This is a genomic window from Rhodococcus sp. 14-2470-1b, from assembly GCF_002259415.1.
Lineage (GTDB): Bacteria > Actinomycetota > Actinomycetes > Mycobacteriales > Mycobacteriaceae > Rhodococcoides.
This window is the reverse complement of record NZ_NPFY01000028.1, coordinates 61,368-75,437: the sequence shown is the minus strand read 5'-3', so window position 1 is coordinate 75,437 and position 14,070 is coordinate 61,368. Positions and strand designations below refer to the sequence as shown.

Sequence of the window (14,070 nt, the reverse complement as noted above, 5' to 3'; positions counted from 1 at the left end):
CATTCTCGGACGTGGGATGCACCGTGCATCCCACGTCCGAGACCTCACCTCTGCAGCTGGGCCGCGAGCCGCACTGCCGAGTTGACCTCGCCGTAACCGTCGTACCCACCTCGGCGTTCGCACACCTCGAAAAACAGGTCCTCCCCCACCACAGGGGTGAAGAAGTGGAAGAACTCGCCACCGGAACCGTCGGCGTCGTAAAGGATTCCGTGCTTCTCCAACTGAGTCAGTAGGTCCTGGTCCAGATCGAACCGGGCAGCGAGATCGAGGTAGTAGTTCGGCGATATTCGCAACGACCCGAACCCGCGGGCCGTCATCTGCTCGGCTGCGGTCAGCACATCGGCGCACGCGAATCCCACATGGCTCACGCCACCTCGCCGTGCCGCCGGGAGCGTGTCGGTGGACGACGACCGGCCGGGGACCATGTTCAGCGAGAGCCGAATCGTGCCGTTCTGGGTCGGTAGCGTCAGAGCTTGGCTACGGACGGTGCCGACGGCATCGACCACGTCCTGACCCTCGTGCGGAGTCATCCCGAACACCGATCGCAGCAACAGCATGATGCCGTCCCAACTGTCGGCCGGTACGGCGAGAGCGATGTGGTCGACGGACCCGACGATGGGCGCGGCGGGAGAATCCGGCTGTCGTGGTACGAGATCGAACGCGGACTGCCACGCCCCCGCGCTCGCGCGACTGCGAAGATCGAGTGATGCCGCGTCGGTGACGCTCATTCTGACGACGTCGTGATCGGTGCCGGCGACGCCGGGCATCGAGACCGAATCGGCGGAGACACCGAATGCTCGGGCCCGAGTCTGCCATTGGGCCGGATCGTCGCTGCGCACCCCGATCTGGGCCACGGCAGGCAGGTGGGCGGGCACACCGGGCGACGTCCAGAGGCTGTCGACGGTGGTGTCCACGGCGACGGCAAGCGGCCCCTGCGTGAACAACTGCAGGCCGTGGCGACTGTGCGCAGCGGTCATGTCGAATCCGAGGTGACGCAGGGTCCGGCCGAGTTCACCCGCTTCGATGGGACCTGCGGCGACGCGCAAGGACACGATGTTCTCGATCGGCCCTGCTTGCGGAGCCTCGAACAGTGCCGACGAGGTCGGCGCACGGCGCTCGGCTACTTTCTCCTGCAGGTACAGCAACGATCGGTGAGCGTCGGCGGCAGTGCGGCCGGTGGCGGATTCCCGGAACACGTCGTTGAAGATCTCCAAGGACCACGGGCCGGCGTACCCGGAATCGACCACTCGGGAGCCGAATTCGGGAAGGTCGAAGTTTCCCTGCCCGGGGAAGCACCGGTGATGCCTCGACCACTGCAGCACATCCATCTTCAACCGCGGCGCGTCGGCCAGTTGCAGGAAGAAGATCTTCTCCCCCGGAATGTCGGAGATGCCGGCCGGGTCGTCACCGCGGGACAGGATGTGGAAGCTGTCCAGGCATGTGCCGAATGCGTCGTGATCGGCGCGCCGCACGACGTCCCAGGCATGGCGGTAGGTGTTGACGTGCATTCCCCATGCCAATGCCTCGTACGCCAGCCGCATTCCGCGTTCCTGGGCGATGTCCGCGGCCCCGAGCAGTTGTTCGACGAGACGCTCGTCCTCGGTCACCGCGCCGGGCAGCGGCGACGAGCACACCAGAAGCAGATCGCACCCGAGTTGCTCCATCACGTCGAACTTGCGCTGCAGCCGAACCAGATTGCGCCGATAACGATGGTCGTCGGCACTGTCCAGGTCGCGGAACGGTTGGTACAGATCGACGCTCAGCCCGAGATCGGCTGCCTGCTTCGCGATGTCGGACGGCGAGAACGGCGACGAGATCAAGTCGGCCTCGAAGACCTCGAAGCCGTCGAATCCCGCGTCGGCGATCGCCGTCATCTTCTCTCGCAACGACCCGCTGAGAGATACCGTCGCCACGGAGGTGCGCGGGGCGGTCACGACGACACCCCTGCCAGTGCCGACGCTTCCTCCAGCGAGATCAGCTCACGCATGTGCGCCGACATGCGATCTGCGTCGGCGGGTCGTCCGGTGAAGATCTGGAACGCGTCGGCCGCTTGGTGTACTGCCATACCCGTGCCGGCCAGCGTTCGGCATCCACGTGCCGCAGCGGCGACGAGCAGCTCGGTCTCCGCGGGACGGTAGACGACCTCGGCCACCCAGTGGTCCGCTCGCAACAGTGCTGGATCGAATGCAATGCCGGGATGGGCGGCCATACCGACCGGCGTCGCGTGCACGATGCCGTCTGCGTCGGACAGCACACGCGGAAGGTCGGACGGCACAGCGGACACGAACGTCGTCCCGACGAACACCGACTGCATCGACGACAGCAGCGACCGCGCCCGCACCTCGTCGGCGTCGACCACGGTGACCTGACCGGCGCCTGCTTTCGCCAGCGCGTAGGCCACCGCCGCTCCCGCACCGCCTGCACCGAGCAGGACTGCGTGATCGATCGACACCCCGGCCAGCCCGAGCTGGAAGCTGCGGCCGAAGCCCGACCAATCGGTGTTGTGACCGATCTTTCTTCCACCGTCGAACAGGATCGTGTTGACGGCGCCGAGACTGGCTGCGTCGTCGGACAGCTCATCGAGGTGTTCGATGACGATCTGCTTGCACGGATGGGTGATGTTGAGGCCACGGAAACCGAGGTCGGCAGCAGTGTCGACCAGACGTGCGAGATCGTTCACCGTCGCGGCCACGGCGTCCAGGTCGACAATGCGATAGACGTAGCGCAGGCCGTGCGCGGCACCCTCTCGTTCGTGCATCGCCGGTGTCAGCGACCTGCCGATGCCCGTGCCGATCAGACCGCAGATCAGTGAATCGTCCACTCCCGGACTCCCTCGATTGTGCGCGTGTTCGTAATGTACGAACTAGTGAGTTATTCGAGCGTACTACGAAAATGTCCGCTACCCCACACTTCGAGAGGGATTTTTTGCAGGGATAGAGTTTCCGATCATGACGTCCACGCGCCCGGGAAGCGACCCCGCTCCAGCAAAGACGGGTGCGGACGGCCCCAAGCGCAGGCGAAACAGCGACCTCACGCGAAGCAATATCCTCGACGTCGCAACCAGTGAATTCGCAGACAAGGGCTACGCAGGTGCGCGCGTCGACGAGATCGCCGAGCGAACCCACACGACCAAGCGCATGATCTACTACTACTTCACCGACAAAGAGCGCCTCTACCAGGCAGTACTCGAGCGGTCCTACAGCGCGATCCGCGCGCGTGAACGCGAACTCGACACCGAAGGACTCTCGCCCACCGACGCCATTCGCGCAATCGCGTCGTTGACGTTCGACCATCACGAACACAATCCGGATTTCATCCGACTGGTGTCCACCGAGAACATCCTTCGCGGCGAGCACATCCGCAAATCCGAAGCGCTGAGCAACCTGGGCAACCCCGCCGCCGAGCTGCTCGAGAGCATCCTGACGCGAGGCCAGGCCGACGGTTTTTTTCGAACCGACGTCGACGCACTCGACATTCACATGGCCATCAGCAGTTTCTGCGTGTTCAGACTGTCCAACCGGTACACCTTCGAGGCTCTGTTCGGGCGCGACCTCACCGACCCATCCCACCGTGAGCATCTTCGGAGAATGTTGGGCGACATGATCATTGCTTTCCTGACCTCGACAGAGGTCTAGTTTCGGGCCACCAGCGTGTGTTCGTATCACGAACATGTAGGCCATACCGCATCAGGGCTTGACACGTGGCACGGGTCACGTTCACTATTTAGCGACGCCCAGTTTTAACCGTTTAGTACATTACGGTCCGATCGGGATGAACCCGGATCCGTCGACCTTGTGTACTCCCCCTTCACGCGAAGAGAGACCGAAGATGAGCGATCCCGTGACGCACCATCCCGACCCCGTCGGTGGGCGGGCCACTGCCAACCCGAAGCGCGCGGCCACCGCAGCGTGGGTAGGCAGTGCACTCGAGTACTACGACTTCTTCATCTACGGCACCGCAGCCGCCCTGGTGTTCGGTCGAGTGTTCTTTCCGAGCTCGAGTGCTGCCACCGGCACGCTGCTCGCCCTGGCGACATTCGGCGTCGGCTACCTGGCCCGCCCACTCGGCGCACTGGTCCTCGGGCACATCGGTGATCAGTACGGCCGAAAACGAGTGCTCGTCGCCACCGTCCTGCTGATGGGCGTCGCCACCCTCGGCGTCGGCCTGCTTCCCTCCTACGAGACAATCGGCATCGCGGCTCCGATCATCCTCGTCGTTCTCCGTCTGTGCCAGGGCTTCTCGGCCGGCGGTGAGCAAGCGGGCGCGAACTCCATGACGCTCGAACACAGCCCGGACAACCGACGCGCGTTCTTCACCAGCTTCACCCTCAGCGGCACCCAGGGTGGACAGATCCTCGCAACGGCCGTCTTCCTCCCCGTCGCCATGCTTCCCGAGGAGCAACTCCTGTCCTGGGGCTGGCGAATCCCGTTCTTTCTCAGTGCATTCGTCGTTCTCGCCGCATTCCTCATCCGCCGCTCGCTCGACGAGACCCCGGTGTTCGAAGAGGAGGTCGCCACTGGCGAACAGCCGAAGATGCCGCTCTCGGTTCTGCTCACCGATCACTGGCGTGCAGTACTGCGCGTCGTGTCCGCTGCCGTGATCGCCTCTGTCAGTACGATTTTCAGCGTCTACGCGCTGTCCTACGCCGTCAACACGGTAGGGCTGGAGCGCACACCGATGCTCTGGGTCGGAGTGCTCGCCAACGTCGCGGCGCTGTTCGCCCTCCCGTTCTTCGGTGCACTCTCCGACCGCATCGGACGCAAGCCCGTCTTCATCTTCGGCTCCACCGGCTGCGCGGTTCTGATGTTCGGGTACCTCTGGTCCATCTCGACCGGAAACTACCTACTGATCTTCGCGTTCGGCATCGTGATGTTCGGCATCGTCCACAGTGCCACCGGCGGCGTCTGGCCCGCGTTCTACGGCGAGATGTTCCCTGCCAAGGTCCGACTGTCCGGAACAGCGATCGGCACCCAGATAGGTTTCGCCATCGCAGGTTTCGCACCCACCATCGCCAGTGCGATCGCCGGTGACGGAATCGGAGCGTGGTTCCCGGTGGCTGTGGTGACGGCAGTGTTCTGTGCCATCAACATCACCATCGTCGCAACCTCCCGCGAAACGTTCCGAGTCCCCACCGAGAAGCTCGGACTCACCAAGAGAGAGGCAGCGGCCGTCCCGACGACGGTGTGACCTCTTATGACGAGCTTCCACCACACCTCCCCGACGGCGTCCGCGATCCGGCCGTCGTCGGACGAGTACTTCCGTCTCTACGCGGTGCAGTACGCATCGCGAACCGGTACACGCGAGCAACATTTCCACTACTGCGACGGGCGAGGACAGGAACCACACCCGACGGCGTACTACGTGTGGCTGGCTGTCTCCGCATCGCACACGATCCTCGTCGATGCCGGAATCTCGCCCGAGACCGCCGCAGGAATGGACGGCCTGAATTACCACGGTTCGCCACTGGAACTCGTTGCAGCGCTGGGCATTGCCGCCGATCGGATCGACCTGTCGATCCTCACGCACTTGCACTACGATCACACCGGAATCGTCGCGGACCTCCCCGAGGCTCGTTACGTCCTGCAGGCCGACGAGCTAGAGTACTGGACCGGCCCGTGGGCACGTCGGATCGTTCGCGAACAGTGGCTCAACTCGGAAAAGGATGTCGCACATCTGCGTTCGGTCGGCGACCGGCTGCAACTCGTCGACGGTGACGCCGAGCTCCTACCGGGCATATCCGTACACCGCGTCGGTGGTCACACGGCCGGAATGCAGGTGGTGCGCGTCAAGACAGCCGACGGATACGCAGTCGTCGCCTCGGACGCGAGTCACTTCTACGAGAACATCGAGAACGATTCACCGTTCGCGATCCTTCACGACGTACCGGGCATGTACTACGCGTTCGACCGCATCAACGAACTCGCGGATTCTCCGAGCCTGGTGGTTCCCGGACACGATCCCGAGGTGGCCGAGCGCCACGCCCTGCTCGACGCCTATCCCGACGCGCACGCGTTCGTGATCGGCTGAGCCGCAGAATTCACGAGAAAGGCCCGGTCTGATTCGACCGGGCCTTTTTCGTCTGTCGCTTGTTCCGCGCTACGCGGACTTGTCGCGGCGCTCGGGACGCTCCGGCTTGCGCGGGACGATCGTCGGGAGCACGTTGTCGTTGACCGTCTCGGACGTGACAACGACCTTCGCCACATCGTCGCGGCTCGGGATGTCGAACATCACGGGGTTGAGCACCTCCTCGAGGATGGCGCGCAGGCCGCGAGCACCGGTGCCGCGCAGGATCGCCTGGTCCGCGATAGCTTCCAGCGCGTCCTTGGTGAACTCCAGCTCGACGTTGTCCATGTCGAACAAGCGGCTGTACTGCTTGACCAGCGCGTTCTTCGGCTCGGACAGGATAGTGACCAGCGATTCCTTGTCCAGGTTGGTCACCGACGCGACGACGGGGAGGCGTCCGATGAATTCCGGGATCAACCCGAACTTGATCAGATCCTCCGGCATCACCTCTGCGAAGTGATCCTGCGTGTCGATCTCGGCCTTCGAGCGGACCTCCGCACCGAAGCCGAGTCCACGCTTGCCGACACGATCGGACACGATCTTCTCCAGCCCAGCGAACGCGCCGGCCACGATGAAGAGCACGTTGGTGGTGTCGATCTGAATGAATTCCTGATGGGGGTGCTTGCGGCCACCCTGAGGCGGCACACTTGCCTGCGTACCCTCGAGAATCTTCAATAGCGCCTGCTGAACACCTTCACCGGACACGTCGCGGGTGATCGACGGGTTCTCGCTCTTGCGCGCGATCTTGTCGACCTCGTCGATGTAGATGATGCCCGTCTCGGCGCGCTTGACGTCGTAGTCGGCCGCCTGGATGAGCTTCAGCAGAATGTTCTCGACGTCCTCACCGACGTACCCGGCCTCCGTCAATGCGGTGGCGTCAGCGATCGCGAACGGGACGTTGAGCATCTTCGCGAGCGTCTGAGCCAGGTAGGTCTTGCCACACCCGGTAGGTCCGAGCATCAGGATGTTCGACTTCGCCAGTTCGACGCTCTCGCCGCGACCGTCACGAGCCTTGTCTCCGGCCTGGATGCGCTTGTAGTGGTTGTAGACGGCCACAGCCAGCGTGCGCTTGGCCGTGTCCTGCCCGATCACGTAATTCTCGAGGAAGTCACGGATCTCGGAGGGCTTGGGCAGGTCGTCGAGTTTGACCTCGCTCGACTCGGCGAGCTCCTCCTCGATGATCTCGTTGCACAGGTCGATGCACTCGTCGCAGATGTACACCCCTGGACCTGCGATGAGCTTCTTGACCTGCTTTTGGCTCTTTCCGCAGAACGAGCATTTCAGCAGATCGCCACCGTCACCGATGCGTGCCATGTTCGAGGTTCCTACTTCCTTGTCCGCGTCTGGCCGATTCGACACCCAATGGATGCCGACCCGACCGTGAGCAACTTCTCGATCGACAGCGCCTGAGCCCTGATGCGACCGTACCCGTGATCCGAAGATCAGGGCGAGTTGTTTCCGGTGATTCGTCGTTCGAATTCTCTCGGAACTCGGGAACCGACCCTCACCCCAGCGCTACCGGCCCCCGCATGCCGGGCGCCGGAAGCCGAGGTTCGCTCGACTTCCGGCCTCCGTGCCACGGTCCTGCGAAGATACCCGCTATCGCTACTTCTGTGCAGACAACTTGCGGTACTCGAACACCGTGTCGATGATTCCGTATTCCTTCGCCTGCTCGGCGGTCAGAATCTTGTCGCGGTCGGTGTCCTTGCGAATGACATCGGGATCCTTGCCCGTGTGGCGCCCGAGGGTGGTCTCCATCAAGCGACGCATGCGCTCGATCTCGGCCGCCTGGATCTCGAGGTCCGACACCTGGCCCTGGATTCCGCCGCTGGCGGGCTGGTGGATCAGGACGCGAGCGTTCGGAAGTGCTGCACGCTTGCCCGGTGTTCCCGCTGCGAGGAGCACGGCGGCTGCGGAGGCAGCCTGACCGAGGCACACTGTCGCGACGTCGGCACGCACGTACTGCATCGTGTCGTAGATCGCCATCAACGAAGTGAACGATCCACCGGGAGAGTTGATGTACATCGTGATGTCACGATCGGGGTCCAGGCCCTCGAGCACGAGCAGCTGCGCCATGATGTCGTTCGCGGACGCGTCGTCGACCTGGACGCCGAGGAAGATGATGCGCTCCTCGAACAGCTTGTTGTACGGGTTGGACTCCTTCACGCCGTAGCTGGAGTGCTCGACGAAGGACGGCAGGATGTACCGCGAGGACGGCATTTGATTGGGATCGAACAAGTTGGTCATCGTTTCTCCAAGAAGTGAGGTTTCGAGGGACGGAGTTCGAAGGGCGATCTACTCGCCGACTCCGCCTGCCTGCCGTGCGCGCGAGACGACGTGGTCCACGAAGCCGTATTCCTTCGCTGCTGCGGCCGTGAACCACCGGTCACGATCGGAGTCCTCGGTGATCTGCTCGACGGTCTGTCCGGTGTGCAGCGCGATGAGCTCGGCCATTTCGCGCTTGGTGTGGGCGAACTGCTCGGCCATGATCGCGATGTCGCTGGCGCTACCGCCGATACCGGCTGACGGCTGGTGCATCATGATGCGCGCGTGCGGGAGGGCGTATCGCTTGCCCTTGGCGCCTGCCGACAAGAGGAATTGACCCATCGATGCGGCCAGTCCCATTCCGTAGGTGGCTACGTCGCACTCGGCGAATTCCATCGTGTCGAAGATCGCCATACCTGCGGTCACCGAACCACCGGGCGAGTTGATGTAGAGCGAGATGTCGCGCGTGGGATCCTCTGCCGACAGCAGAAGGATCTGTGCGCAGAGCTTGTTCGCAATGTCATCGTCGACCTGAGTACCGAGGAAGATGATGCGATTCTGAAGCAGACGCTCGTACACCGAGTCGCTGAGATTCAGGCCGGAAGCGGCCGAAGTCATGACGGGACTCTGCTGGTGCGAAGCCGCCGGATTCTGAACAGTCACGGTACCTGCCTTTTCCATACTGATCGTTGGTTCCTGATACAGACACTAACGAAAGACGGCGGCCCCGGAGTCCCGGAACCGCCGTCGTTCGCTGTCAGCGTTACTTCTCTTGTTCACCCTCGGCAGAATCGCCTGCTGCAGGCTCTTCTGCGTCTGCGGGGCTACCGAAAAGCTCGGTCGTGTCGACCGAAGCACCGGAGGTGTCGGTGACGTTCACGCGGTCGACGACCGAGGCGAGAGCCTTGCCGCGTCGCACGTCGGCGAACACTGCACCGAGCTGGTTGGCCTGCTGGACCTGCTGAATGAACTCCTCCGGCGAGATGCCGTAGCGCTGAGCCTGGAAGATGATCCGCTCGGTGAGCTCGTCCTGACCGACCTGCGTGCCCTCGGCCTCGGCAATGGCGTCGAGCAGCAGCTGCGTGCGAACCGACTTCTCGGCCGCTTCCTTGACGTCCTTGTCGAACTCCTCGCGACTGGAGCCCTGCGACTCCAGCAGCTCGGCGAGCTTGGCCTCGTCGTGGTCGAGGCCATGGATGGCCTCGTGCACCTGGTTGTCGACCTCGGCCTTGACGACAGCCTCGGGAGCCGGGATCTCCACGGTCTCGAGCAACGTCTCCAGGACCTTGTCGCGGATCTGACCGGCCTGCTCGACCTTCTTGACCCGCTCGACACGCGTCTTCAGGTCCGCGAGCAGCTCGTCGAGGGTGTCGAATTCGCTGGCCAACTGCGCGAACTCGTCGTCGGCCTCGGGGAGCTCGCGTTCCTTGACGGAGACAACCTTGACGGTGACGACTGCTTCCTTGCCCGCGTAGTCACCGGCGACGAGGGTGGAGGTGAAGTCCTTTGACTCGTCGACCGACACGCCGACGATGGCGTCGTCGAGACCCTCGATGAGCTGACCGGAACCGACCTCGTGCGACAAGCCGTTGGCCGACGCCTCTTCCACGGTCTCGCCGTCGACGGTCGCGGACAGATCGATGGACACGAAGTCACCGGACTGGACCGGGCGATCGACACCGGTGAGGGTGCCGAAGCGCTGACGCAGGGACTGGAGCTGCTCGTCGACTGCCTCGTCGGTGATCTCGAGCGGATCGACCTCGACCGAAATGGTCGAGTAATCGGGCAGCGTGATCTCCGGACGGATGTCGACCTCGGCGGTGAACGTCAGCTCGTCACCGTCTTCGATCTTGGTGATCTCGATGTCCGGCTGGCCGATGACCTTGATCTGCTCGGCGCTGACGGCCTCGGAGTACCGGGCGGGGAGAGCGTCGTTGACGACCTGCTCGAGCACTGCGCCGCGACCGACCCGTGCTTCGAGAAGCTTGGCCGGAGCCTTGCCCGGACGGAATCCGGGGAGGCGGATCTGCTGGGCAAGTGCCTTGTAGGCGCGGTCGAAATCAGGCTTGAGCTCCTCGAAGGGCACCTCAACGTTGATACGGACTCGCGTCGGGCTGAGCTGCTCGACGGTGCTCTTCACGGGACATGCTCCTTCTGGTGGTCGTGCTGTGCTGTCGGTCCGATTCACCGTCACTCGCTGACATACCGCGACCACGTGCGACGGTGAACCAGCGGCGAAGTGAACCACTCGGCGAAACCGGGCCCCTTCGAGGACCCGGTCTCATCTTTGTCGGGGTGACAGGAATTGAACCTGCGACCCTCCGCTCCCAAAGCGGATGCGCTACCAAGCTGCGCCACACCCCGTCTTACCGACGCTGTTCAAGCCGCCCGTCGATCAACTTACAGGCTCCATTGAACAGCAGACACCAGCGGTACCCGTGGGCGGGCCACCGCATCCGTCTCGACAGACTCTACATGCAGGCAATTTGTATTCTCGATCCGAGGTTATGTAGAGTTTCGAATCGCAAGCGGCGCCGATGGCGATCCCATCAACGTCGCATGCACGCCGATGTAGCTCAATGGTAGAGCCCCTGTCTTCCAAACAGGCTACGCGAGTTCGATTCTCGTCATCGGCTCCAGGAACAGCCCGCCGATCGCACTGCGATCGGCGGGCTTTTTCGTGTCTCGCTCCCCTTCGCCGGAACGTCACCGACGGGCGAGCCAGGACCGACAGCTCTACAGCCGGACACCGTCGTACAGCGCCTCTGCCACCGACCTGTCGCCGACGACGTCGAGCACATCGAGCGGGCGCCTGCGCCACACTGCGAGCATCAGATCCTCGGCCGAACCGCGCAGAGCAACGTCGCCCTTGCGGTGCTCGTGCGTGACCGTCACCCGGCCACCGCCGAAGTCGAGGAACAGTTCCATCGCAGTGTCGTCGACGGTGTGCACATGGACGGTGCGGCCCGCGAGTTGTGGAAGTTGTTCCAGCGGAACCCTTGTCAGGAAGTCCTCGGCCCATTCGACTACTCCGTCGGCCGCACCCTCGGGGTCTAGTGGATCGGGCTCCGCTCCCCCACGGATGTGAATTCCGTTCTGCGCATCGAAGCGGTGCACGGCGATTTCGTGCAACTGGCGCCGAACCCAATAGTCGGCGGTACCCGGGCCCGCCCACGTCGGGACGGCGCGATCGAGTGGGGCGAGGCGGTAGGCGTCGAGCGCGAGGGCGGCGGACTCGCGGTAGTCGTCCACCACCCGAGGTCCGCGTTCGGGCTTCTCCACCGCGGCAAGCACATTCGCCATTCCGCCGTCGGCCGGCGCCGCCAACGCGGACCTCGCCATTCGATGGACGAACGTGACGTGTCGAATCAGTTTTTCGACGGTCCAGTCCGGCATGGTCGGGACGTCGGCGCTGACGTCGTCCAGCGACACCGCCCCCATCCTCGAGCATTCGAGTTCCAGCACTTCCAACTGACGTTCGGGGGTCATAGTCTCGATCGAAGCACGTCGGACGGTACGTTCGCGCACCGATCGGCACGCGTATCGTGACAAGTGTCCGATTTGTCCTGAGGCGATCGGGCACGTGCCTGAAAAATTCCCACAAGGAAGCGGTAACAGTGGAAGCTCTCTTACTCGTCGTCGTCATCGTCGCAGCAGTCGTGTTCCTGGTCGTCCGCAGTCAGAAGAACGCGGCGGCGAAGTCGGCCAGCACACTGGAGGACGCCAAGGCAGATGCTCGCCAGTCCATCGAACGGCTCGGCGGGCAGGTCTACAACCTGATCGGCAGCGACACTGCTTCCAAGCAGGCACTCGCCGACGCCTCCGAGCGCAACATCGCCGCCGGATCGCAGATCGACCAGGCCAAGACGGTCGAGCAGGCACGGCTGGCCAAGCAGACTGCGTTGGAAGGTCTCTACTACATCCGCGCGGCGCGGATCGCGATGGGCATGGACCCCGGTCCAGAAATTCAGGGCATCGACGGCCAGAAGTCCGCGGGTCAGGTCACCGAGGACCGCAAGGTCGAGTTCGAAGGCCGCAACGTCGAGGCCTCGCCCAATCCGTCGGACCGCACGCCCAACTACTACCCAGGCGGCAAGGTCGCAGGCCGTCCCGTTCCGGCCGGCTGGTACTCCGAGCCGTGGTGGCGCCCCGCCCTCGTCGCGGGCGCCTGGGGCGTCGGATCGATGTTCCTGTTCTCGGCGATGTTCTCGGGAATGGCAGGAGTCGGCTACGGCGAACAGGAGTTCGCGAGCGGAGCCGGTGACGGTTCCGAAGGCGGCAGCGCCGACAACGGCGAGTTCGGCGACTCGGGTGACGCCGGTGGTGGCGAGGAGTACGGCGCCATAGACGGCGGCAGCGACTCGTTCGGTGGGGACGGCGGCGGAATGTTCGACGGCGGGTTCGACCTCTGACGTCCGGGCTCGCTCGCCTGACCTGCTAGGTCGCCTGGCAGACAGGGCACCAGAACAGGTTTCGCGCCTGCATCACCGAATGCAGAATCTCCGCGCCACAGATTCGACACGGACGCCCCGCCCTGCGATACACGTAGGTGCGGGGCCGTTTCGGGGCGTAGCCGGAATCTCCGTGGTCGTCCTCTGGTCTGATCGTGATGATCCTGCCGCGTCGAACACCGATCTTCATCAGTTCGACCAGATCGAACCAAATCGCGTCCCATTCACTTCGATCCATGTCCTTGCCCGGACGCATCGGGTTGATCTCGTGCCGGTACAGGATCTCCGCTCGGTAGACGTTGCCGACTCCGGCGAGGACCTTCTGATCCATCAGAAGAGTGCCGATCGGCGTTTTCGACCTCGAGATGCGGTCCCACGCTCGATCGGGATCGGCGTCCTTCCGGATCGGATCAGGCCCGAGTCGACTCAGCAGAGCGTCGACCTGCTGCTCCGTGTAGATTTCGCAGGCCGTAGGTCCGCGCAAGTCGGTACCGAAGTTCTCGCCCACCATCCTCAGTCGGACAGCACCGACCGGTTCGCTCATCGGCGGCGTCTGGTCGGTGAACTTTCCGTACAGACCGAGGTGGATGTGCACGATCAGATCCGACTCGTAGCGGTGAAGCAGGTGCTTGCCCCAGGCCTCGGCCTTCTCCAACACCACGCCGTCGACCAGCGCGGCCCCCGAGGCGAACCGCCCTTGCGGGCTGCTCACCTCGACGGGCGCGCCGGCGAATTTCCGCTGGTGCAGCCGCGCGAGGCGGTGCAGCGTATGCCCTTCGGGCATCGATCAGGCGCCGTCGAACTTCTGTCCGCCCGGGACGTCGGGTGCGTCGCCACTTCGCTCGTACTCCGACAGAATGTCGATACGACGCTGGTGCCGCTCCTCGCCGGAGAACGGGGTACCGAGGAAGGCGTCGACGATCGCAAGAGCCTCCGGAAGGGTGTGCATGCGTCCGCCGATACCGATCAGCTGAGCGTCGTTGTGCTCGCGCGCGAGCTTCGCGGTCTCGACGCTCCACGCGAGGGCGCACCGGGCACCGGGGACCTTGTTTGCCGCGATCTGCTCGCCGTTGCCGGAGCCTCCGAGGACGAGGCCGCGGCTGCCTGGATCGGCGACGACCCGTCGTGCCGCGTCGATGCAGAAGGCCGGGTAGTCGTCGACGGCGTCGTATTCGAAAGCGCCGCAGTCGACGGGCTCGTGCCCGGTCGCGGTGAGGTGTTCGATTATCTGGTTCTTGAATTCGAGGCCGGCATGGTCCGCACCCAGGTATACGCGCATGCATAGAGTCTG

General features: G+C 63.9%; 13 protein-coding genes and 2 tRNA genes. 5 read left to right on the top strand and 10 right to left on the bottom strand.

Annotation, left to right across the window (positions count from 1 at the left end; genetic code table 11):
• Positions 1 to 44: 44 nt before the first annotated feature.
• On the bottom strand, positions 45 to 1,934 hold the full coding sequence (locus CH293_RS20490; RefSeq protein WP_094721344.1) for a sugar phosphate isomerase/epimerase and 4-hydroxyphenylpyruvate domain-containing protein: 1,890 nt from the start codon (positions 1,932 to 1,934) through the stop codon (positions 45 to 47).
• Positions 1,931 to 2,821, bottom strand: a complete 891-nt coding sequence (locus CH293_RS20485; RefSeq protein ID WP_094721343.1) for a shikimate dehydrogenase — start codon at positions 2,819 to 2,821, stop codon at positions 1,931 to 1,933. The genes CH293_RS20490 and CH293_RS20485 overlap by 4 nt, the downstream gene beginning before the upstream one ends.
• Before the next feature lie 127 nt (positions 2,822 to 2,948).
• Between CH293_RS20485 and CH293_RS20480 the strand changes: the two genes are divergently transcribed.
• The 3 genes from CH293_RS20480 (at position 2,949) to CH293_RS20470 (ending at position 6,027) form a co-directional block, all read left to right on the top strand.
• Positions 2,949 to 3,635 carry a TetR/AcrR family transcriptional regulator gene (locus CH293_RS20480; protein WP_037110253.1) on the top strand — a complete coding sequence of 229 codons (687 nt, stop codon included), beginning with the start codon at positions 2,949 to 2,951 and terminating at the stop codon, positions 3,633 to 3,635.
• A gap of 193 nt (positions 3,636 to 3,828) precedes the next feature.
• A complete protein-coding gene (locus CH293_RS20475) occupies positions 3,829 to 5,187 on the top strand; it encodes an MFS transporter (protein WP_094721342.1) in 1,359 nt (452 codons plus the stop codon).
• 6 nt (positions 5,188 to 5,193) lie between these two features.
• On the top strand, positions 5,194 to 6,027 hold the full coding sequence (locus CH293_RS20470) for an N-acyl homoserine lactonase family protein (protein WP_094721341.1): 834 nt from the start codon (positions 5,194 to 5,196) through the stop codon (positions 6,025 to 6,027).
• A gap of 69 nt (positions 6,028 to 6,096) precedes the next feature.
• Here the strand turns inward: CH293_RS20470 and clpX are convergent, their stop codons facing one another.
• The 5 genes from clpX to CH293_RS20445 all read right to left on the bottom strand — a co-directional run bounded on the left by clpX (position 6,097) and on the right by CH293_RS20445 (position 10,692).
• On the bottom strand, positions 6,097 to 7,377 hold the full coding sequence (clpX, locus tag CH293_RS20465) for an ATP-dependent Clp protease ATP-binding subunit ClpX (RefSeq protein WP_094721416.1): 1,281 nt from the start codon (positions 7,375 to 7,377) through the stop codon (positions 6,097 to 6,099).
• Positions 7,378 to 7,668: 291 nt separating this feature from the next.
• Complete coding sequence (locus tag CH293_RS20460; RefSeq protein ID WP_037110245.1) at positions 7,669 to 8,310, bottom strand: ATP-dependent Clp protease proteolytic subunit; 642 nt, start codon at positions 8,308 to 8,310, stop codon at positions 7,669 to 7,671.
• A 48-nt stretch (positions 8,311 to 8,358) separates the two neighbouring features.
• Positions 8,359 to 9,009: an ATP-dependent Clp protease proteolytic subunit gene (locus CH293_RS20455; RefSeq protein ID WP_019664750.1), complete on the bottom strand. Its 651-nt coding sequence runs from the start codon at positions 9,007 to 9,009 to the stop codon at positions 8,359 to 8,361.
• A gap of 82 nt (positions 9,010 to 9,091) precedes the next feature.
• Complete coding sequence (tig, locus tag CH293_RS20450) at positions 9,092 to 10,468, bottom strand: trigger factor (protein ID WP_037110244.1); 1,377 nt, start codon at positions 10,466 to 10,468, stop codon at positions 9,092 to 9,094.
• A gap of 150 nt (positions 10,469 to 10,618) precedes the next feature.
• Positions 10,619 to 10,692 (bottom strand) — tRNA-Pro (locus CH293_RS20445).
• Between the two features lie 201 nt (positions 10,693 to 10,893).
• Here CH293_RS20445 and CH293_RS20440 point away from each other — a divergent pair.
• Positions 10,894 to 10,967, top strand: a tRNA-Gly gene (locus tag CH293_RS20440).
• 97 nt (positions 10,968 to 11,064) lie between these two features.
• On the opposite strand, the gene CH293_RS20435 is transcribed toward CH293_RS20440, so the two are convergent.
• Positions 11,065 to 11,817, bottom strand: coding sequence for a maleylpyruvate isomerase family mycothiol-dependent enzyme (locus CH293_RS20435; protein ID WP_094721415.1), 753 nt, complete (start codon positions 11,815 to 11,817; stop codon positions 11,065 to 11,067).
• 128 nt (positions 11,818 to 11,945) lie between these two features.
• Here CH293_RS20435 and CH293_RS20430 point away from each other — a divergent pair, with 128 nt between their 5' ends.
• On the top strand, positions 11,946 to 12,740 hold the full coding sequence (locus tag CH293_RS20430) for a hypothetical protein (RefSeq protein WP_094721340.1): 795 nt from the start codon (positions 11,946 to 11,948) through the stop codon (positions 12,738 to 12,740).
• Positions 12,741 to 12,765: 25 nt separating this feature from the next.
• Here the strand turns inward: CH293_RS20430 and CH293_RS20425 are convergent, their stop codons facing one another.
• Complete coding sequence (locus CH293_RS20425; protein WP_094721339.1) at positions 12,766 to 13,563, bottom strand: Fpg/Nei family DNA glycosylase; 798 nt, start codon at positions 13,561 to 13,563, stop codon at positions 12,766 to 12,768.
• Positions 13,564 to 13,566: 3 nt separating this feature from the next.
• On the bottom strand, positions 13,567 to 14,058 hold the full coding sequence (locus tag CH293_RS20420) for a ribose-5-phosphate isomerase (RefSeq protein ID WP_037110235.1): 492 nt from the start codon (positions 14,056 to 14,058) through the stop codon (positions 13,567 to 13,569).
• Positions 14,059 to 14,070 lie beyond the last annotated feature (12 nt).